Annotated in this window: 19 protein-coding genes; 18 read left to right on the plus strand and 1 reads right to left on the minus strand. The window is 51.1% G+C overall.

The features are described 5' to 3' along the window. The first annotated feature begins 179 nt into the window (after nt 1-179). From HPY90_RS08470 to HPY90_RS08530, 13 genes are all read left to right on the plus strand, one after another. Nucleotides 180-518, plus strand: a complete 339-nt coding sequence (locus HPY90_RS08470; RefSeq protein ID WP_013175736.1) for a P-II family nitrogen regulator — start codon at nt 180-182, stop codon at nt 516-518. Between the two features lie 121 nt (nt 519-639). Then, nucleotides 640-1,971, plus strand: a complete 1,332-nt coding sequence (locus HPY90_RS08475; protein ID WP_287193591.1) for an ammonium transporter — start codon at nt 640-642, stop codon at nt 1,969-1,971. 277 nt (nt 1,972-2,248) lie between these two features. Next, nucleotides 2,249-3,898 (plus strand): NAD+ synthase, encoded by a 1,650-nt coding sequence (locus HPY90_RS08480; RefSeq protein WP_287193594.1) that lies wholly within the window; start codon nt 2,249-2,251, stop codon nt 3,896-3,898. A gap of 313 nt (nt 3,899-4,211) precedes the next feature. Continuing rightward, nucleotides 4,212-5,030, plus strand: coding sequence for a pseudouridine-5'-phosphate glycosidase (locus HPY90_RS08485; RefSeq protein ID WP_287193597.1), 819 nt, complete (start codon nt 4,212-4,214; stop codon nt 5,028-5,030). 24 nt (nt 5,031-5,054) lie between these two features. Further along, nucleotides 5,055-6,110: a uroporphyrinogen decarboxylase family protein gene (locus HPY90_RS08490; protein WP_287193600.1), complete on the plus strand. Its 1,056-nt coding sequence runs from the start codon at nt 5,055-5,057 to the stop codon at nt 6,108-6,110. Nucleotides 6,111-6,165: 55 nt separating this feature from the next. Beyond that, a complete protein-coding gene (locus HPY90_RS08495) occupies nt 6,166-7,332 on the plus strand; it encodes a double-cubane-cluster-containing anaerobic reductase (protein ID WP_287193603.1) in 1,167 nt (388 codons plus the stop codon). Nucleotides 7,333-7,422: 90 nt separating this feature from the next. After that, nucleotides 7,423-7,965: a TIGR01440 family protein gene (locus tag HPY90_RS08500; protein ID WP_287193606.1), complete on the plus strand. Its 543-nt coding sequence runs from the start codon at nt 7,423-7,425 to the stop codon at nt 7,963-7,965. A gap of 59 nt (nt 7,966-8,024) precedes the next feature. Further along, the gene (locus HPY90_RS08505; RefSeq protein ID WP_287193609.1) at nt 8,025-8,969 is read left to right on the plus strand and encodes a carbohydrate kinase family protein; all 945 of its coding nucleotides are present in this window, start codon (nt 8,025-8,027) and stop codon (nt 8,967-8,969) included. Nucleotides 8,970-8,997: 28 nt separating this feature from the next. Further along, complete coding sequence (locus HPY90_RS08510) at nt 8,998-10,062, plus strand: sugar ABC transporter substrate-binding protein (RefSeq protein ID WP_287193612.1); 1,065 nt, start codon at nt 8,998-9,000, stop codon at nt 10,060-10,062. 81 nt (nt 10,063-10,143) lie between these two features. Further along, complete coding sequence (locus HPY90_RS08515) at nt 10,144-11,229, plus strand: DUF362 domain-containing protein (RefSeq protein WP_287193615.1); 1,086 nt, start codon at nt 10,144-10,146, stop codon at nt 11,227-11,229. A gap of 64 nt (nt 11,230-11,293) precedes the next feature. Further along, complete coding sequence (locus HPY90_RS08520; protein WP_353733648.1) at nt 11,294-11,959, plus strand: cobalamin B12-binding domain-containing protein; 666 nt, start codon at nt 11,294-11,296, stop codon at nt 11,957-11,959. Between the two features lie 16 nt (nt 11,960-11,975). Then, nucleotides 11,976-12,710: an ATP-binding cassette domain-containing protein gene (locus HPY90_RS08525; protein WP_287193618.1), complete on the plus strand. Its 735-nt coding sequence runs from the start codon at nt 11,976-11,978 to the stop codon at nt 12,708-12,710. Then, on the plus strand, nt 12,641-13,705 hold the full coding sequence (locus HPY90_RS08530) for an ABC transporter permease (protein WP_287193621.1): 1,065 nt from the start codon (nt 12,641-12,643) through the stop codon (nt 13,703-13,705). The genes HPY90_RS08525 and HPY90_RS08530 overlap by 70 nt, the downstream gene beginning before the upstream one ends. 291 nt (nt 13,706-13,996) lie before the next feature. Here HPY90_RS08530 and glnA (HPY90_RS08535) read toward each other — a convergent pair whose 3' ends face one another. Beyond that, on the minus strand, nt 13,997-15,433 hold the full coding sequence (gene glnA, locus HPY90_RS08535; protein WP_273698905.1) for a type I glutamate--ammonia ligase: 1,437 nt from the start codon (nt 15,431-15,433) through the stop codon (nt 13,997-13,999). Between the two features lie 610 nt (nt 15,434-16,043). Between glnA (HPY90_RS08535) and HPY90_RS08540 the strand changes: the two genes are divergently transcribed. From HPY90_RS08540 to HPY90_RS08560, 5 genes are all read left to right on the plus strand, one after another. Beyond that, nucleotides 16,044-16,619 carry an ANTAR domain-containing response regulator gene (locus HPY90_RS08540; protein ID WP_013175732.1) on the plus strand — a complete coding sequence of 192 codons (576 nt, stop codon included), beginning with the start codon at nt 16,044-16,046 and terminating at the stop codon, nt 16,617-16,619. Nucleotides 16,620-16,638: 19 nt separating this feature from the next. Then, entirely contained in the window at nt 16,639-17,970 is a 1,332-nt protein-coding gene (gene glnA, locus HPY90_RS08545; RefSeq protein ID WP_273698903.1) for a type I glutamate--ammonia ligase, read from the plus strand. Between the two features lie 145 nt (nt 17,971-18,115). Further along, the gene (locus HPY90_RS08550; RefSeq protein ID WP_287193676.1) at nt 18,116-19,258 is read left to right on the plus strand and encodes a class II glutamine amidotransferase; all 1,143 of its coding nucleotides are present in this window, start codon (nt 18,116-18,118) and stop codon (nt 19,256-19,258) included. Next, nucleotides 19,258-20,760, plus strand: a complete 1,503-nt coding sequence (locus tag HPY90_RS08555) for a glutamate synthase-related protein (RefSeq protein ID WP_287193628.1) — start codon at nt 19,258-19,260, stop codon at nt 20,758-20,760. Before HPY90_RS08550 ends, HPY90_RS08555 begins: the two co-directional genes overlap by 1 nt. A gap of 11 nt (nt 20,761-20,771) precedes the next feature. Continuing rightward, nucleotides 20,772-21,233 carry a 4Fe-4S dicluster domain-containing protein gene (locus tag HPY90_RS08560; protein ID WP_287193632.1) on the plus strand — a complete coding sequence of 154 codons (462 nt, stop codon included), beginning with the start codon at nt 20,772-20,774 and terminating at the stop codon, nt 21,231-21,233.

Here is a 21,233-nt window from a genome sequence, read left to right on the forward strand (position 1 = left end):
ACCCCCTTGCCTACTTTCGACTCAACAGCTATACTAAACGTGGTAATTGCATAAGCGAGACAGGCAAAGGCGCTTGGGTGATCGTTGAGTATCACAAACAAGCGCCTTTTTCTGCTTCCGCTTTTAATACGAGGCACCATCAGGGTTTGAGGTGCTGGAAATTAAGGAGGAGGGCAGGGATGAAGAAAATTGAAGCTATCATCAGGCCGAGTAAGTTGGAGGAGCTCAAGGAAGCGCTGGCAAAACTAGAAGTCAGAGGTATGACTATCTACGAGGTTTCCGGCCGCGGGCTGCAGCGAGGAGAAAAGCAGTATTACCGTGGACGAGAGCTGTCAGTGGATCTCTTCCCCAAGGTTAAGGTTGAACTGGTGTGTCGGGATCACTGGGTGGAAAGAATCATAGAAACCATAGTGAACGTTTGTGCCACCGGCAATATAGGTGACGGGAAGATATTCGTATACCCTGTGGAAGAGATCGTCCGCATACGAACGGGAGAGCGAGGAGAGTCGGCCTTATAGGCGAGGGTTGCCGGTAGTAAAAGAACGAAAATAGAGCGAGCGAAGGCGCTGGTGAGACCGGGGATCTCAACCGGTCAAAGATAACTAGCGCTTTTTTTACTCTAAACGAGGAGGGATTGATATGACGGGCATAAGGCGAGGTTTGTCGATGGCGTTGGTAAACATGGGACTCCTGATAGCAGCAGTATCACCGCCGGCTTGGGCTGCAGGGCCTTCATCTCTTGATTCTGGCGATACGTCGTTCATTTTGATTTGCGCTTCTCTGGTCTTCTTGATGACCCCTGGATTGGCCCTCTTTTATGGGGGCATGGTCCGGCGCAAAAACGTCCTGAGTATCTTAATGCAGTGTTTTGTCATCATGGGTCTGGTATCCGTACAGTGGGTGTTGGTTGGGTATTCCCTGTGTTTCGGTCCTGATATCGGGCACGTCGTTGGCGGGTTGGATTGGGTTGGCTTAAGAGGGGTCGGCACCGGACCTAATGCCGATTATGCCGCTAGCATACCACATTACGCGTTTTCCGCCTTCCAGATGATGTTCGCTATCATCACTGCAGCTTTGATTACCGGGGCAATTGCCGAGCGCATGAGGTTTTCGGCTTTCGTGTTGTTTGTCTTGCTCTGGACTACCTTAGTTTACGATCCCCTTGCCCACTGGGTCTGGGGTGTTGGCGGGTGGTTGAGGAACCTTGGAGCCCTCGATTTTGCTGGAGGAACAGTTGTACACATAAGCTCCGGATTGGCCGGATTAGCTGGTGCTCTGGTGCTGGGTAAGAGAGCGAATTTAGGAAAGGAGACTATGATCCCGCACAATTTGCCTTTTACGGTTATAGGGGCCGGCCTTCTATGGTTTGGATGGTTCGGATTTAACGCCGGCAGTGCCCTTGCGGCTAACGGCCTAGCTGCGAGCGCGTTCATGGTGACGAATACCTGCGCGGCTACAGCAGCTCTTTCCTGGGCTGCAGCCGAATGGGTCCACCACGGAAAGCCTACGGTCCTGGGGGTGGCTTCTGGGATAGTGGCCGGTTTGGTAGCGATTACGCCCGCCGCAGGGTTTGTGGGGCCCGGCGCGTCGGTATTAATTGGTCTGGTGGCTGGACCTGCCTGCTATTTTGCTGTTAGCAAGGCCAAAGCCGCTTTGGGATACGATGATGCCCTCGACGCGTTCGGTGTTCACGGGGTTGGCGGCACGTTGGGTGCTATTCTTACAGGGGTTTTCGCTAGTACAGCCGTGAACCCTGCTGGTGCGAACGGCCTTTTGTACGGTAATCCGCGTTTGGTGCTGATTCAAATCGCAGCGGTTCTTGCAAGTATAGCTTATGCTTTTGTGGTAACAGCTATCATATTGAAGGCAGTGAACCTGGTAACGCCTTTACGGGTGCCGAAGGAAGAAGAGGAGGTCGGCCTAGACGTAACCCAACACGGTGAAGAAGCGTATGGCTACGACGTGGCCTGACCGACGCTGTTAGCTTCGAGGGAGAGTGTTAACTGACCGGTTAACCCTCCGTAAAAGCGCGTGTGAGTGTACATGAATTAGGCGTCTTAGTTGCAGAGGTATAACCATGAAGTGTAATATATGCCTGTAGGATAAGCGGGGCGGTGGGTTTGGACCGCCCCATGGTGCTTTCACCGCAAAAAATGCAAGAAACAAGCCGGACCTCGGGTGCCGACACCAAGCCAATTGGTGTACTCTGCTGGTTGGCCGTAAGATACGAGAGGAGGAGGTAATGAGCATGATAGTAGGCTTGGCCCAACTCAATCCTGTGGTAGGAGACATAGAGGGCAATTTAAAGAAAATCGAAGACACACTTGCCCAGTACAGTCCGTGTGGTGTTGACCTTTTGATTTTTCCGGAACTGTTTATAACCGGATATCCTCCACGGGATCTCTTGGAAAAGCCTTGGTTTTTAAAAGAGGTAGAAAAGTCTGTGACCGGGCTCAGGCAGTTATCTCTTAGGTATCCGGGCACAGGTATACTTATGGGACTACCGGTACCCACGGATAGAACAGTTGGCAGGGGGCTTTACAACGGTGCGGTTCTCGTATACCAGGGAAGAGAGATCGGCAGGACTGCGAAGACGCTCCTTCCCATATACGACGTGTTCGACGAAGAGCGGTATTTTGATCCGGCTCCTAGGGTGGAAACTGTTCCTTTTAAAGGGGAAGTCCTGGGCGTATCCATATGCGAGGACGCATGGAACGACCCTGAACTATGGCCCAGTCGAAGAATGTACTCTTTTGACCCCATTGAAGCCCTGGCAAAACAAGGAGCAACACTGTTGGTTAACATCTCGGCTTCGCCTTTTACGGTGGGCAAGGAAGAAATCCGATACCGCCTTATCCGTAACCATGCCCGTAGACACAATATCCCTTTTATATACGTCAACCAGGTTGGCGGAAACGACGAACTGGTATTCGACGGTAGGAGCATGGCATTTAACCGGCGCGGCGAACTCCTGTATTTAGGGGCTCCGTTCAAAGAGGAGATCGGGATAATCGACACGGAAAAAGAAACAGACACATTCTTATACTCTTCTCAAGATCGGATCCAGTCGGTTTTCGAAGCATTGGTTTTGGGCACGAGGGACTATTTAAAAAAATGCGGGTTTAAAAAAGCGGTGATCGGACTTTCCGGGGGCATTGACTCCGCTGTTACTTGTTGCATAGCGGTGGAAGCACTGGGAAGAGAAAACGTGCTCGGCATCTCCATGCCGTCGCCTTATTCATCTGCTAGTAGCGTTACCGATTCTCAGAAACTGGCGTCGAATTTGGGTATCCAGTTTCTGGTCATTCCTATCACCCAGGTTTTCGAATCATACCTGACCATATTTGACGGTTTCTTGGAAGGACGAAGGCTGGACATCGCGGAGGAAAACCTGCAGGCGCGTATCAGGGGCAATATTCTCATGGCCTTTGCTAACAGGTTCGGTTACTTGGTGCTGTCTACTGGCAACAAGAGCGAACTGGCGGTTGGTTACTGTACCTTGTACGGCGATATGAGCGGGGGTCTGAGCGTACTGGCTGATGTGCCCAAAACCATGGTATATGACTTAGCCGGCTACATCAACCGCTCGAAAGAAATCATCCCTCTCGAAATCATCCACAAAGCCCCGTCGGCCGAACTCAGGCCAGGACAAACCGACCAGGATACTTTACCACCGTATCCTTTGTTAGACCAAATACTTTATCTATACGTAGAAGAGAATCTGGGGGTTGAGGAGATTGTCCAGCTAGGGCTGGACGAGGACACCGTCAAAAAAGTGGTAAGATCTGTCAATGCGAGCGAGTACAAACGGCGACAAGCTGCCCCGGGCCTAAAAGTGACCAGCAAGGCGTTCGGGATGGGGCGCAGGATGCCCACTGCTGCCCGAATTGAGGTGTAGGCTGAAGTGAGAGGACTTTTCAAACTGCCGATCGAATTCGGCAGTTTTTTTTTGCCAAAGCCGAGAGGTTCGACCTATGAACGACTTGATGATGTTTTTAGAGCTTAGAAAGTTGGGTGTGGGCGAGTTCTATGGACGATTTCCGAATGGGTTCTTGCAACGAAAAAAAAAAAAAACGTGGTTTTTGGCTCGAGGTTATGTATAATAAATCAATAGCAAGTGTTAACAGAACGTTATTAAAACGATAACAAAAAGTTATTACAAATCCCAGGCCAATGGTTTGCATCAAGCGAGGAGGATTTTGGTACCACAAGTGACTGAAAGCAAGATAACTGGTCGAGTGCTGGTTGAGACTGCATTATTAGGGTGCGGTCTTCCTTCTGTCTCAAACCAGACCTTATACGAAGAGTGGCCGAAGACAAAGAGAATCAATTTGGTTTGGTTGCAGGGTGGACGTATCGTTTCAGGACCGATAGAGAAGTTTTTAGACCTGAGGCGTGAGGCGGGATGGGCCCGTGTCGATGCTCGGCGTTTAGACACTGCTGTGGCTGAGCAAGCAAACGGCTACCTAACTGCTTCGGCAGTAATGAAACTCACTGCTGGGAAGCTTATCCCGGTTGTCACTGGGGGTATGGGCGGCGTAAGGCAAGACACCATTTCGGCAGACCTTGTGTATCTTACTAAGTCGCCTGCTTTACTGATAGCCAGTGCGCCGAAGGACAGTGTCGATTTGGCGGGCACGGTCGCCTACCTGCGCGAAAAGGGGGTGCTAGTTCTCGGAGTTGGGCAGGAATACTGTGATGGCTTTCTGTTTTCGCGAGAAAAAGTCTGGTTGGACCGTGCTTATTCGCCCGATATTATTATGTCTTCGGTCAAATTACGAGCCGGTTGCGTCATTTTTAATCCGCTTCCACCCGGCTTGAGGTTTAACGAACAGAGCTTGTTAGAAAAGGCTTTAGAATACAGTTATGAGGCTTCAAGGCGAGGGCAAGACTTTCACCCGGCAGTTAATCATGCCCTGGATAGGCTTACCGGTGGTCGCGCTTCTGTTGCCCAGCTTGAGGGGCTGATCGCCAATGTCAAATTTGCCCTGTCATTACCACCTATGGCCTGTGCTGAAAACAGCACGTGACAGGAAAGGGGAGGCTGGTTATGAATGAAGCCGCCAAGCATAGCGAAAGAGGAGATGACGCCAAGGGAGCGGATGGAGGCCTTGGCGCAAGGTAAAGACCTGGACCGCATTCCGTGTTGCCCTATCATTGGAGAATACCCAAGCATCATCTTTGGAGTATCGATTGCCAGCTACCTCCACTCAGCGAAGCTAATGGCCGATGCCCAGGTGTTCGCTTTTGAGTTTTTTGGTTATGACTCGGTCGGGATGGGGCCGGATTACCTGGGATTGGCCGAGGCGATGGGCTCTGAATTGAAGTACTATGCCGACGAACGTCCCCAGTTGGCTCGGCCTTGCCTCGTGGACGTAGAGTCTTTATCCCGGCTAAAACCGGTAGACCCGGAAAAGGATGGGCGGTTACCTTTGTACCTAGAGGCCTTGGCAAGGGTCAACGAGCGCATAGGGCGTTACGTTAAGGTCGGAAGCGGGGTAGGAGGACCTTTCACGGTCGCTGCCTGTTTGCGGGGAACCGAGGAGTTTTTAAAAGATCTGCGCAGGAACCCGGAGTTCGCCCACTCGGTTTTGGAACTGACCACCCAGAGCGTCATAAACTACATGGACGCTTGCTTAAAGAGGGGGTTTTCCTGCAGTCTGGGTGAACCTCTGGCCTCGAGCAGTGTGATTGGTCCGGCTCATTTCCGCGAGTTTGTCAAGCCTTATTTGGCGAGAATTTCAGAATGGTTCAAAAAACGTACAGGCCGCGGGCCTTCTTTGCACATCTGCGGGCTTACTCGGCCAATTTGGGTGGACATGATTGAAACCGGTGTTTCTCAGATAAGCTTGGATGAAAAAGAGGATATCGGAGAAGCGAAGAAGGAGTTGGGTTCCAAGGTCATTGTCAAAGGCAACGTCCCACCCGTAACCGTTCTGTTGAACGGAACACCGGAAACGGTTATCGAAACGGCAACGGAATGCTTGCAGAAAGCGTTCGATTCACCCAAAGGATTTATTCTGAGTTCGGGTTGCACGGTGCCGCTCGCTACTCCACCGGCGAATGTCCATGCACTCATGGAAGCTACTAAACGTTTCGTCCTGGGATAAGCTGACTGGCCAAATTGGAGTTTGTTCTTTTTTAGGAAAGCAGAGGTGTTGTAATTTGCGTTCGGAGTTGCTGGCGTCGTTTGAAAACATCAGGGACAACAATTTGATGGTTCTCAAGGAAGCCAAAGAACGGGGAACTAAGGTGGTGGGAATCTACTGTACATACGGCCCCAGAGAGCCGGTGCTGGCTATCGGTGCCATCCCGGTCGGGCTGTGCGGTACCAGGCAGGAACCCATCGCAGCCGCTGAAAGCGAGCTACCGGCTAACCTGTGCCCGCTTATTAAGTCTTCTTATGGATTTGCCATCACCGATACGTGCCCGTACTTTCATTTTTCAGACCTGATTATCGGCGAGACTACCTGTGACGGCAAAAAGAAAATGTTTGAGCTCATGCAGAGGTTTAAGCCAGTGCATGTCATGCACCTGCCCCAGTCTCCCTACAGACAGGCTGCTTTGGAACTATGGTACAAAGAGATGGTGAGGCTCAAGGAGACGTTAGAGGAAACGTTCAACTCGGAAATAACTGAACCGGCGCTCCGTGAAGCCATACATGTCGTGAACGAAGGCAACCGGGCGCTGAAACAGCTGTTTGACCTCAACCGCAGGAAGCCGGCGGTTATTTCAGGGGTGGAACTCGTCAAGGTGGCATGGCAACTTGGATTTCACAGTGACCGGTGGGAAAGGGTTAGCATGTTGGAACGATTGGTGAGTGAGCTCGAGTACCTGGCCGAGCATGGGTATGCAACGGGGGAACCTCTTGCTCCTAGAATACTTTTAACCGGAACGCCGGTCGGAGTAGGTAGTGAAAAGGTTGTAGCTTTAGTAGAGGAGTGCGGTGGAATAGTTGTCGCCATGGAAAACTGCGGTGGTTATAAAACCGTGGGCCTGACAATCGACGAAAAAGACCCGCGCGATCCTCTGTGGCTGCTGGCCGAGAAATATCTCAGGATACCGTGTGCGGTTATGACCCCGAACTGGGAACGTCTGCAACTGATAAAAGAGATGGCCAGGGACTTTCAGGTAGACGGTGTAATAGATCTTACCTGGCAAGCCTGCCATACATATAACGTCGAGTCTTTTTGGATTGCCCGTACCGTCAAGGACGAGTTAGGCCTTCCGTACTTGCATTTGGAAACCGACTATTCTGACTCTGACCGTGAGTCTTTGCGTGTGAGAATCGAGGCGTTCTTGGAAGTAGTTAAAGCTGCACGGATGGTGTAAAACGAGGTACATGATGCGATTATTTAAGCGTTAATACCAGGGATTTCATTCAAGTGAAATCATGACTGAGCTAGGTGATGAGTAGTGGGTGTGCCGACTGCAAAAGAAGTCTACTCTGATACTAAGGCTGTCCTCGATGAACTGCTGGCAAGTGGTCCTTATCCTAAGGGAGCAATTCTGGTCGTGTCATGCAGCATAAGCCGAGTCGAAGGGAAAAAAGAAGACACCACGGGAGACCCCGCACTAGCGCACGCCGTGGCCAGGGCCCTATGGGAAAACAAGCCAGATGACCTCGAAATCGCGGTTCAGTGTTGTGAACACCTTAACCGAGCTCTTATTGTCGAGAAATCTCTTATGCTAACGAGGGGTTTGGAGGAAGTACAAGTAATACCTGTACCTGAAGCCGGCGGCACATTCGCCGCGATTAGCTGGAGCTATTTCTCGAATCCGGTCGTGGTGGAGGCTATTGCCGGTCATATGGGTATAGACATCGGGCTGACCATGATTGGAATGCATTTGAAACCCGTTGTCAAGCCTATCGTTCTCAGTACTGAGTATGTAGGTAAAGCCAGAGTTGTAGCCGCCCGAACCCGGCCCCGCCTGATAGGAGGTGAGAGGGCAAGATACAGGTAGACTGATAGAGCCGGAGAGCATGGGGTAGTTTTAGAATCAAGACGGGAGGATAGTTTTGGATGTCATCCAGGGTAATAGGGTTAGGGACGGCGGCAATGGATATTGTTCTCCAGTGTAATGCCTTACCCAGAGCAGACGGTTTTGCCTTTGTCCACAACGAGCTTCTGACGCCCGGGGGCAGCTGCGCTAACGTCTTGGCCGCCTTGGTCGGTTTAGGAGTGTCAACCAGTCTTATAGCCAAAATAGGCGGGGACGCATATGGACAAGCCTTTTATGATGACCTCAAAAAATGTGGCATCGATGCCGACTATGTTAAAGTAGTTCCTGGGGGTGTCACCCTGCACACCTTCATCACCGTTGCCCCCGATGGTTCAAGGTCCATTTTTGCCAATCTAGGAAATACACTGCTGTCGCTGTCGGAAGACGAGGTTGTACCCGAGATGCTGGACGAGGCCCGGGTGTTTTACACCGATATGTTTCCCGGAAAACCGGCCTTGAAGCTGGCACGGATATGCCAGGACAGAAACATTCCTGTAATTTTTAACCTGCAGTGCCCGCCCTCTTTCATGTGTTTGTGCGGTGTTCCTCGCAGGGAAATAGCCCAGATGATCTCCGTCAGCTCGCTTGTGGTAGGGAGCGCGGATGCGTTCACCGAACTGACAGGTAACAACGATACCCGAAGGGCGATATTGGAGATTTATCGCTGGGGACAACCGCGGTTGGGAGTGGTGTGTACTCTCGGGGCACAAGGGGCGGTGTGGTTTTACGATCGGGAGACGTATGCTGTCGAATCTTATCCGGTAGAAACAGTTGATACTACCGGAGCGGGAGACGCGTTCGTAGCCGGGCTGATCTCTGCCCATTTTTACAAGGGATTGTTGCCCTTAGAATCGATGAGGTTTGCCAGTGCGTGTGCGGCGATGAAGTGCATGCAGGCTGGTCCCAGGTTGAAAGTTGTCGAAGCCCAAGTGTGGGAGTTCATGAAACGGTTTCAGACACCTTAAGACATTGCTTGCAAGGAGGTAATAACCGGTGAGGAAAGAACTAATTGCTATCATTTCTTTGCTGCTGGTCTTGACAATGGTGATTTCACTTTCGGGTTGTGCCAGCAGGCCGGAACCGGTGACTGAGGGAAAAGTTCAGCCGATATCTAACGCTGCTTTCAAAGAAGCAGAAGCCAAATTGTTGGATTCGCTCGAACCTCTGCCAGAAAAAGGGAAAAAGTACAAACTGGCAGCCCTCGAGATCACTTTAGCCAATCCTTTTTGGGTTACGATGAAACAGGGGTATGAAGACGCGGCCAAAGAATACGGGGTCGAGATCGACGTATTAGCGGCGCCTAAGGAAGACGACATCAATGCGCAGCTAGATACGTTAAAGACGCTCGTAGCTAAGGACTACGATGCCATCGCCATTTCGGCCATAACTCCATATAATTTGATTTCTGGAGTAGCAGAGGCAACAAAAAGAGGCATACCGGTGATAGCTGTAGGAACTAGCGTCGACCAAAAGGCTGCTGCCCAGCAAGGGGCAAAAGTAGCGGCCTTTATAACTTCTGACTTTACGGAACAAGGCCGGTTGGGGGCTCAGTATATAGTTGACAAAATAAAGTCCGGTAAAGTCGCTATCATAGAGGGGCTATCAGGGGCTGCTCAGGGCGAAGCGCGCAAGAATGGGGCCAAAGAAGTATTCGAGAAAAACCCGGCTATTCAACTCGTCAGCATTCAGCCTGGCAACTGGGACCGTCAAAAGGCTTATGATATCACAGTGAACCTCATACAGGCTCACCCCGACCTGAAAGGCATATTCTGCGCCAATGACGTAATGGCGCTCGGTGCGGTGGAGGCCCTGAAGGCGAAGGGTAAAAAGCAGCAGGTGACCGTAGTCGGGGTAGACTTTATCGATGAGGCCCGGAAATCGATTGCCAAAGGCGAACTGGATGCTACTGTGGCCATGTCGCCCTATCTGTTTGGCAAAGGCGGGGTCCTATTGGCACTAAAGGTCTTGCAGGGGCACGAGATCACCAAAGACATCTACTGGACACCGCTGGCATTGGTCAATAAGGACAATGTGAACACTTTCGAGGGATGGCGTTAAAACTATGCTAGCTTGCAAGTTTTGAGGCCGGTTCGGGTTCCTTCGAACCGGCTTGAGTTGCCCCAAGGAGTTGACGCGGTTGTGACGAGACAGAGTACGAGCAAGGTTTACTTTGTGGATATTGATGGAAAACGAGATGATGGTGTATTGTCGCGTCTAGAGCGGCTGTGTCTGGCGGCCGGTCTGAGTGATGTAGTGGATCCGGGTGACGTCGTGGCAGTAAAGCTGCATTTCGGAGAGCTGGGTAACACCCGGATGCTGAGACCCCAGTTCTTGAAGGTAATAGTGAGGCTCATTAAGGAGCAGGGGGCACTTCCTTTTCTAACCGATTGTAACACCTTGTTTTACCGCAATCGTTACAATGCGGTTTTGCACTTGGAAACCGCGTGGTTTAACGGGTACGATCATGCCGGAATGGGGGCACCGGTCATAGTTGCCGACGGGCTTCGAGGTCTAGATTACAGGAGAGTCCGATACCGGGCAGATTTGCTGGAAGTCAAGGTAGGGGCTGCTATTTACGAAGCTGACAAGCTGGTAACGGTGACTCATTTCAAAGGCCACGATCAGAGTGGTTTTGGTGGTATTATAAAGAACCTTGGGATGGGAGCGATTGCGAGAAGTGGAAAACTGGCTCTTCATTCCGCCAGCAAACCCACAATCGACCGTGCCAGATGTCACGGTTGCGGGGCCTGCTTAGAAGTCTGTGCATGGCAGGCGATAAGAAGGGATAGAGAAGGGTTATTTGTAGAAGCCGAAAGCTGTGCCGTTTGTGGAAATTGTGTCGCCGTATGTTCCAGGAAGGCTATTGATTTTGCCTGGGACATGGATATTATGGACTTCCAAAAAAGGCTGGTAGAATCTTGCGCCGCAGTTTTGGCGAATAAGCAGGGACGTGCTTTTTACGTGAGTTTTCTGGTAGATATAACCGCGTTTTGCGACTGTCGATCATGGAGCCCTTTACCCCTGGTGGGCGATATTGGCATATTGGCCGGATGTGATCCCGTATCCGTCGAACAGGCGAGTCTCGATTTTGTTGAGCAAAAGATCAAAGAAGTCCATGGGAACAAGACTTTGTCCGATTTTACAGGTGTCGACGGAGAGCTTATGTTGACCTACGCCGAGCAGTTGGGGCTGGGCAGCAGAAGATATGAACTGGTCCCTGTATAGAGACATAAATACCGAATAAAGGATAAGAAATTCACCCAATACCCCGTGAGGGCAAGGAGGGAGAATGTTGCTGATCGGAGAACGGGAATTGCTCGCTCGTCTGGCAGACGCGGTAGTACAGATGGAGGTTGAAAATACAGTAGCTCTGTGCAGAATGTGCGTCGATCTGAACTACGATCTCGTGCGGGCTGTTGAGCAAGGATTGCGGGCGGGCATGAGCAGGGCGGGATTGTTGTTCGAAAGAGGCGAGTATTTTCTACCTGAACTTCTGATGTGTTCTGAAGCCTTTTATGCTGGGATGGAAATCATTCGGTCGTACATCGAGCGGCAGCCTGGACAGATTAGCGGAAAGATCTTAATTGGCGTCGTTGAAAACGACGTCCATGATATAGGCAAAAATGTGGTAAGAACAATGTTGGAGTGCTCGGGCTTCGAAGTTTTCGATTTGGGCAAAAACGTTCCTCCCCGGGCATTTGTGGAGAAAGCCCGTGAGTTACAGGTCGATGTTATAGCCCTCTCCACCTTAATGACTACCACAATGATCAAAATGCATGACGTGTTGACTTGTCTTACAGAAAACGGAGTGAGGGACAATTTTAAGGTTGTAGTGGGAGGAAGCCCGGTTTCAGCAGGATTTGCCAAGCGGATAGGGGCCGACGGGTACGCCGAAGATGCGGTGGAAGCAGTCAGGGTGATTCGTCAATTATTGAAAAGAGACCAACGACTCTGAAGGCGGGGTGAATTTTGTGAATGGCTTACGGTTGAGGGTGCGAAATCTGCACAAATCTTTCAGTCACGTAAAGGCTTTACGCGGAGTTAACCTCACGATAGAACCTGGACGGATAATGGCTCTGGTCGGTGACAACGGAGCCGGAAAGTCGACCCTCGTCAAGATTATGGCGGGAGTCTTGCCCCCCGACAAAGGGGAGATCATCATAGACAACAGGGTGTACAGGCGCCTAACACCGAACCAGGCTATTGAGGAAGGGATTGCCACTGTTTATCAAGATTTGGCTTTAGTGAACTGCCGCGATGTCGCCAGCAATATTTTTTTGGGCAGGGAGTTGACCAGGGGTTTCTTTGTAAACAAGAGCCGTATGTACCGCCAAGCCCAGGATTTGCTGGAGCGGTTGGATATAGATGTGCCAGCGGTTAAGATACCGGTAGGCCAGCTGTCCGGCGGCCAAAGACAAGCAATAGCTATTGCCCGGGCCGTAAATATGGGAGGGAGACTGTTCATATTTGACGAGCCCACAGCCGCTTTAGGATACAAAGAAACTAATCAAACCCTGCGGTTAATAAGACAGCTACGTGAACAGGGATACAGTGTAATCGTGATAAGCCACAATCTTCACCACGTTTTCTCGATCGCAGACGACATCTGCGTACTCAGGCACGGGAGGGTGGTCGATTGTTTGCCGACAAGCCGTACCAGGCAGGAACAAGTAGTCAAGCTGATAACGGGAATGGAAATAGCATAATACAGGCTGCGCAGACAAAGAATACACCGGTGAGCGATACCATAGCATTTCTCAAAAACGAATACGGTATACAAATTCTGCTGTGCTGCGCTCTACTTTTGATGATTGCGGTTCTGTCTGTTGCATCGCCGTTTTTCTGGCAGTGGGAGAACCTACGAAACATACTGGATCAGAGTGCCGTATTGATCATAATTTCTATTGGTATGACAATAGTCATCGCCAGCGGGGGAATTGACCTGTCCGTCGGTGCTGTAGCTGCACTGAGTGGGGTAGTGGCGGCGATCTGTCTGAAATTAGGCGTACCTGTGGTGGTAGCCGTTCTGGCTGCAATGGGCGTGGGGGCATTGACGGGGATGGCCAACGGAGGTTTGATTTCCTGCCTAAACCTCAATCCTTTCATAGTCACCCTCGGTACCAGCTCCATTGCGCGCGGTGTGGCTTTGATTTTGACTCAAGGTATTCCTATATATGGATTCGCATCATCTTTTACATGGTTGGGCAAAGGTTTTATTATGGGACTGCCAGTCCCGGTTTGGTTGGCAACGATCACAGCTGCTTTGGGAGCGGTAACGGTTAACTGTACCAAGCTGGGGTATTATGCCTTGGCAATGGGAGGTAATGAAGAAGCCTTGAGAAGAACTGGGGTTTCGGTTAGCAGATATAAAACCGCCGTGTATGCCATCTGCGGCCTAACTGCGTCCCTAGCCGGAATAATCGTGACTACTCGACTGAATACGGCGGAGCCTACCGCCGGGTGGATGTTCGAGCTAGAGGCCATCGCGGCCACAGTGCTGGGAGGAACCAGCATGAAGGGAGGTGTGAGCAGCACAACCGGAACAGTTATCGCATGTTTGCTCTTGGGGGTGCTCCACAATGGTCTGACTATTTTGAGCATCCACTCTTATTACCAGCAGTTGTTAATCGGGGTTATTATCTTGGTATCCGTAGTTTTATCGGAACTCAGGGCTAAGAACATCATGAGTTGGACCGATTGATGAGAAGCTTGGTATTACAATACGGCGTTTGAAGGAGGTAACTAAGGTGTAGACTAGGGCGGTTTTCCTAGTCGCGTGAAAGCAATTAGCTTCATTAAAAACGTTTATGTCCCGCTCGTGGTAGTGACCAAAGAGCATATGGGCGAGTTCAAAGGGAGGGAGTACATACCTTTAGTGTGAAGAGTGAAATTCGTCATAAAGAGCACTACCCCGAAAAAAAAGCAGGGAGATCCCTGCTTTAACTCATTATAGAGTTTGGTTTGTCGGACAAAGGGTTGCTGCAGTTCCTGTTTACAGGTCGAAATACAGCTGAAACTCGTACGGATGTGGCCTGAGTTTAATGGGTTCGACCTCTTTTTCCCGCTTGTACTTGATCCAGACCTCGAGCAGGTCGGTGGTGAAAACGTTGCCTTTGAGCAGAAAGTCGTGGTCTTCTTCCAGGGCGTTCAAGGCTTCTTCAAGAGACCCGGGGACAGTTCTGATCTTGGCTGCTTCTTGTTCGTCGAGCTCATAGATGTTCTTGTCGACGGGATCTCCCGGATCGATTTCATTTTCGATTCCGTCCAAGCCGGCCATGAGCATGGCGGCGAAAGCCAGATACGGGTTGCATGACGGGTCAGGCGGTCTGAACTCGATGCGCTTGGACTTTGGATTGTCAGTATATACCGGAATACGAATCGCCGCGCTCCGGTTCCGCATGGAGTAAACCAAGTTCACGGGAGCTTCAAAACCGGGGACCAGCCGCTTGTACGAGTTAGTGGTTGGGGCACAGAATGCCATCAGGGCCGGGGCGTGTTTTAACAGTCCCCCGATGTAGTACTTGGCCAGCTGGCTTAAAAGCCCATACCCTTTGGGGTCGTAGAAAAGGTTGCCCCCATCCTTCCACAAGGACTGGTGGGTATGCATTCCGGAGCCGTTGTCCTGAAATAGCGGTTTGGGCATGAAGGTGACCACCTTGTTGTGGCGCCGGGCCACGTTTTTGACCACGTACTTGTACATCATGCACTTGTCGGCCATGCGTACGAGCGAGTCAAACCTCATGTCGATCTCGGCCTGGCCGCCACTAGCGACTTCGTGGTGGTGAACCTCTACTCCAATCCCAACTCCCATAAGCACTTTAACCATTTCGCTCCGCAGGTCCTGGTGTGAGTCGTGGGGCGGCACCGGGAAATACCCCTCCTTGTAACGGGCCTTATAACCCAGATTCGGGTTTTCCTGGCGCCCGGTGTTCCATTCACCTTCGATCGAATCCAAATAGTAGTACCCAAAGTTGACGCTTTGATCGAAACGGACGTCGTCAAAGATGAAGAACTCCATTTCCGGGCCCCAATAGCTGGTGTCGGCGATCCCGGTCGATTTCAGGTAGGCTTCGGCCTTCTTGGCTACGTACCGCGGGTCGCGGCTGTACGGCTGGCGGGTAATCGGATCGTAGATGTCGCATATCATGGAAAGGGTGAATGCTTTACAGACCGGATCAATAACCGCGGTGTCGGGATCCGGGATGAGTATCATGTCGCTTTCTTGAATCTGCTGAAACCCACGAATACTGGAACCGTCAAATCCTACGCCTTCTCGAAATAGACCGCCTTCAGCGACGTTATCAACTCCTGTCAGTTCACTCGATGGCATGGAAAAGTGCTGCCACAGTCCCGGTAAGTCGTTGAACTTAAGGTCGATGAAGGTGATTCCTTTGTCCTTTATCAGTGCTGAAATTTCTTCTGGAGTCATCATGTTTGCCTCCTTTCAACTTGAATTCGGCGAAGCTCTCCCCGTCTGCGGTCTGCGACTGTTCTTGCCGTTGAAACGCCTTTTCACCTCCTTGCATCGTTCAGGAAACAGTCGCCTTGTTTTTGTACAGGGGTCCGCATCGCCAAAAAAAGAAAGCCCTCCCTTCGTTTGAAGGAAGGACTTCATCGTCCCTGGTTGGCGGCAAGCATATGCCGCTACAAACATATCTATATCCTTTTTAGCTTGATTATACCTAAGGGCCAACTAATGTCAATGCATGAAGAACCAAAATCGTCAAGTATACATTATCCCCACATTTTGCTCGGCCGCGACTCATATTATATCCCATTGACGGCGGCTCCGATGCTTAACTCCGTCAAGGGGCCAGGCATATTGAACCGGGTACGACCCTATGCAGGTATACTTTGCAAGTATACAGTATATGATAGATGCGGTTATTGATATTTGGACCAGAATTGATAGAATTGAGGTTGGTAACATGAAGGATAAGGATTTTTGGTGATTTTTGCGGACAATGGCGTCCCGACGGAGATCATACGGATTGATCACGGTCGAGACGGCTTTTTTTTTGAGAGGCGGTGATACGATTGTGCCCAGGATAAAGGTTCTCGTAGCAGACGCTTCAGAAACAAGACGCTCAGCTTTGAGGGACGGGTTGGTTCGGTTAGGATGCCAAGTACTAGCCGAAGCTAACAGTGTGCCGGACATGCTGCGCAAGGTGAGGACTGTATTGCCGGATCTTGTCATCATTGACGAAGGGCTGGAAGGTGGTAATGCATTGGAGGCAGCCCGTATCATCGAGTCAGATGACTTGGCTGCAATCCTGATTATGGTCAGGCGAAGGGATAACCCCGACCTTAAAGAGTTCCATTACTGTTTTTACCCAGTAACCGAAACGAGTTTGGTGGCTGCCGTTGACGCCGCTCTTCTGTATCGTGAACGAATTCGGGGACTACGCAAGGAGGTTCAGAAACTGAAAGAGACCCTGAATACTCGCAAGGTTGTGGAGAAAGCCAAAGGTATACTTATGAAAACGATGAACCTAGATGAAGAACAAGCCCACCGGCTGATACAAAAGCAGAGCATGAACAAAGGGATTCCCGTCCGTGAGGTTGCAAGGGCGATTATTTTGACTTATGAAATCGGAAAAGAAACCAAAGATTAAGAAAGGGGAGTATAACTCAATGGAAGAGCATCACAAGGCAGAAATAATGGAGAGGGTTAAGGAAAAGGGGGTTAGGTTCATACGGCTGCAGTTTACAGACGTTCTTGGAATCTTGAAAAACGTGGCTATACCTGTGAGCCAACTGGAGAAAGCCCTTGACGGAGAACTAATGTTTGACGGTTCGTCAATTGCCGGCTTCGTAGGGATAGAGGAGTCAGACATGTATTTGGTGCCGGACCCGGATACCTTTGTGGTTTTTCCCTGGCGGCCTACCGTAGGAGCTGTGGCCAGGCTAATATGCGATGTCTACACTAAAGACAGGAAGCCTTTCGTCGGATGTCCCCGTTACAACTTGAAACGGGTTTTGAAGGAAGCGGAAATGATGGGTTACACGATGTACGTGGGACCGGAGGTGGAGTTCTTCTTGTTCTTACTAGATGACCAGGGCAGGCCCACAGTGAGGACCCATGACGAAGCTACCTATTTCGATCTAGCTCCTACCGACCGCGGCGAAGACGCCCGCCGGGACATGGTTATGACTCTGGAAGATATGGGATTTGAAGTCGAGGCTTCACATCACGAGGTGGCACCAGGACAACACGAGATTGACTTCAAATACGACGATGCTTTGAAAATAGCGGACGCAATAATGACCTTCAAACTGGTAGTGCATTCGATAGCTCAGAGGCACGGGTTGCACGCATCGTTTATGCCCAAACCGATTTACGGCCGCAACGGGTCAGGTATGCACACACACCAGTCACTGGCTCGAAACGGGCAAAACGTATTCTTTGACCCCGCCCGGCCTGATGGACTGAGCGATACTGCTCGCTATTACATCGGCGGGATTCTCAAACATGCCCGGGCGTTTTCAGCTGTCACTAACCCGACAGTGAATTCATACAAGAGACTGGTTCCCGGATTTGAGGCTCCGGTGTACATGGCCTGGTCCGAAGCCAACAGGAGCTGTCTTATCAGAGTTCCGGCCAAACGCGGCTCCAGTACCCGCATAGAGGTCCGTAATCCGGATCCGGCTTGCAACCCTTACCTGGCTCTTGCGGTCATGCTGAAAGCAGGTTTGGATGGGGTGATGAACCGTATCTCGCCACCAGAGCCTGTGGACCAGAACATCTACCACATGAGCGAAGAGGAAAGAGCCAGCTTGGGAGTTGAAAGCCTTCCTGCGAATCTGGCTGAGGCATTAGAGGAGTTGAAGATGAACCAGGTCATAAGAGACGCGATGGGTGAACACATTTACGAGCAGTTTATGAAGGTTAAATTAGACGAGTGGAACCGTTACCAGAGATTTGTACATCCCTGGGAATTGGATGAATATTTAGCACTTTTCTAGATACCTCATATCTGGCATCGAGTGGTTCTGGAAGAGGTGAGATGCAAAGGAGCGTTGTCACCGAACAGGATGGGGACAAAGGGGTCCTCCGGGGCTGGTGGGGCTAGATGCCGGCCTTAGAGTTTGAGGAGAGAAAGGAGGATACCTGGTGGTGAGGGAAGGATTGGCAAGAATACCGGCCGGGTGCGCGGTAGCTGGAATAGTCGACAGAAGAAGACAAGCCATGAAAGCGGACGGTATTGTGACCATGATAAGCTTGATGCATGACCGTTCCAACGGTTTAGGCGGAGGTTTTGCCGTCTACGGGTGTTATCCCGATATGAGCGATTACTACGCGTTTCATCTCTTCTATGAATCAAGCTCAGCTCAAACCGAGACAGAGCAGTTTATGTCAATCTACTTTAAAGTAGAGCAAAAGGAGCCGATTCCTGTTCGAAAAAACGGGCTGCAAAAACACGCCCCCCGAATATGGCGCTATTTTGTGAAGCCCAAAGTCAGCGAAATTAACGAGCAGGATCTCTCTGAAGAAGAATACATCATCAAAACAGTAATGAGCATCAACCGCGATATACCAGGAGCTTTCGTCGCTTCCAGTGGTAAGAATATGGGAGCGTTTAAAGCGGTAGGTTACCCGGAAGACGTGGCTGACTTTTACCGGCTTGAGGAGTACCAAGGTTACTTGTGGCTGGCTCACGGCCGCTTTCCTACCAACACTCCGGGTTGGTGGGGAGGAGCCCACCCGTTCACGTTACTTGATTGGTCCGTAGTGCACAATGGAGAGATATCTTCTTACGGTGCCAATCGGAGGTATTTGGAGATGTTCGGATACCACTGTGGTTTACAGACTGATACCGAGGCGATAACTTATTTGCTGGATCTTCTGGTACGTAAACACAGGCTGCCACTACTGACTGCATTAAATATATTTGCAGCTCCTTTCTGGGAAGAGATCGGCAGAATGGATCAGGAGAGACAACGACTGTGGAAGATGTTGCGTTCTGTTTACGGAAGCGCTCTTCTAAACGGACCTTTTTCAATTATTGTCGGTTGTAGCCACGGCTTAATCGCAATGAACGACCGCATTAAACTGCGCCCCCTGGTGGCGGCAGTAAATACTGAAAAGGTATACGTGGCCAGCGAAGAAGCGGCGATCCGGGCTGTGTGTCGCCAGCCGGACAAGCTATGGACACCGGCCGGGGGCGAACCGGTGTTGGCATGGGTGGAACACCAGACTTCGAAGCACGGGTCGAGCAGCCTTTGCGATGGACTGGTGAGGGAGGTGTCTTAATGGCAATCACCATGAAAACAGCCTCTTATAAAATCATAAGGGATCATGACCGTTGCATTGAATGCCTGGTCTGTGTCAGACAGTGTAGTAACGGAGTGCACCGGTGGGATGAAGATTACAGGTGCCTGGTGTCCGACGAGGCAGAATGTGTAAATTGTCACCGCTGTGTGGTTTTCTGTCCGACCAAAGCCCTGAATGTGGTGGCCAGTCCGTTGGATTTCAAAACCAACGCTAATTGGAGAAAACCGGACATCGAGCAAATATACCTGCAAGCGGAAACCGGGGGGACGCTTCTTGTAGGTATGGGAAACGACCGGCCTTACCCGGTGTACTGGGACCACTTGCTGCTAAACGCCAGCCAGGTGACTAACCCGTCGATTGATCCGCTGAGGGAGCCGGTGGAGTTAAAAACGTTTATCGGAAGAAAGCCGGATACGGTCCACTTCGGATCCGAAGGGGTAGAGGGAGAGTTTCCTCCACAACTGGAGCTAGATGTCCCCGTTATGTTCAGTGCGATGTCTTTCGGATCCATCAGCTTGAACGCACAGAAGTCACTGGCCCGGGCTGCAGTCGAAACCGGTATTTACTGGAACTGCGGAGAAGGTGGTCTTCATCCGGAGGTGAGGCCTTACGCCGACCGAGCCGTAGTGCAGGTAGCTTCGGGAAGATTTGGGGTAAGTGTGGATTATCTAAAGAGCGGAGCGGCGATAGAGATAAAGATAGGGCAGGGAGCTAAGCCGGGCATAGGGGGACACCTGCCGGGGGAAAAGGTAGGACCAGAAGTCAGCCGGACTCGCATGATTCCTTTGGGTACTGACGCGATTTCGCCGGCGCCCCACCACGATATATACTCGATCGAGGATTTGCGCCAGCTAATTTTCTCACTTAAGGAAGCTACTGAGTACGCAAAACCGGTAGGGGTTAAGATCGCTGCGGTTCATAACGTGGCGGCCATAGCCTCGGGGTCAGTAAGGGCAGGGGCTGATTTTCTGGTTATAGATGGGTTTCGCGGCGGTACGGGGGCAGCACCCCTGCGCATACGGGACAACGTTGGAATTCCGATAGAACTTGCTTTGGCCGCAGTTGATTCCCGCTTGCGGGAAGAGGGCATCAGGAATACGGTTTCTCTCGTAGTGGCTGGTGGTATCCGCAATAGCGCGGACGTGGTTAAGGCTATAGCCTTGGGGGCTGATGCTGTGTATATCGGCACCGCCGCTCTAATCGCGTTAGGCTGTCACATGTGCCAGAAGTGTTATCAGGGCAAGTGTAATTGGGGAATAGCTACTACCAATCCTTATCTTACAAAGCGGGTGAACCCCGAGGTCGGAGCCAGGAGGGCTGCTAATCTGATCCGGGCCTGGGCTCATGAGATAAAGGAAATGCTCGGAGGTATGGGTATCAACGCCATTGAGAGCTTGCGGGGGAACCGGCTGCATCTAAGGGGCATAGGGCTTGGGCCCAAAGAGCTGGAGATACTACAGGTTAAGGCGGCAGGGGAATAGGGGGTAAGAGGATGCGCAGGCGAATTGTATGTAATTTCGATGTTTGCATAGGCTGCCGGCTGTGCGAGGTTTACTGTATTACTTCTCACTCCCGCTTCCCCCACGATGTTTTGAAAGCATTCAAACTCGACGGGCAAAGGCCGGTACCACGCGTCACGGTAGAGGAAGAGGGGGTCTTATCTTTTTCTGTATCCTGTCGCCATTGCCAGGAACCGGAATGTACTAAGTCCTGTCTTACTGGTGCCCTCCAGCTCGACGCAGAACTTGGCATAATAAAGGTGGAAGAAGAAAGATGCATCGGCTGCTGGACTTGCGTAGTGGCGTGTCCCTACGGAGCTATAAGGCCGTCATCGGGGGAACGTAAAGTGGCGGTCAAGTGTGACCTTTGCGGAGGAACGGGTGAGGTTCCAGCCTGTGTGGCCAATTGTCCCAACGAGGCACTCCGGATGGAAGTATGGGTAGAGGAGGGGTAG

Origin of the sequence: Syntrophothermus sp. (genome assembly GCF_013314835.1) — a bacterium.
GTDB lineage: Bacteria > Bacillota > Syntrophomonadia > Syntrophomonadales > Syntrophothermaceae > Syntrophothermus > Syntrophothermus lipocalidus.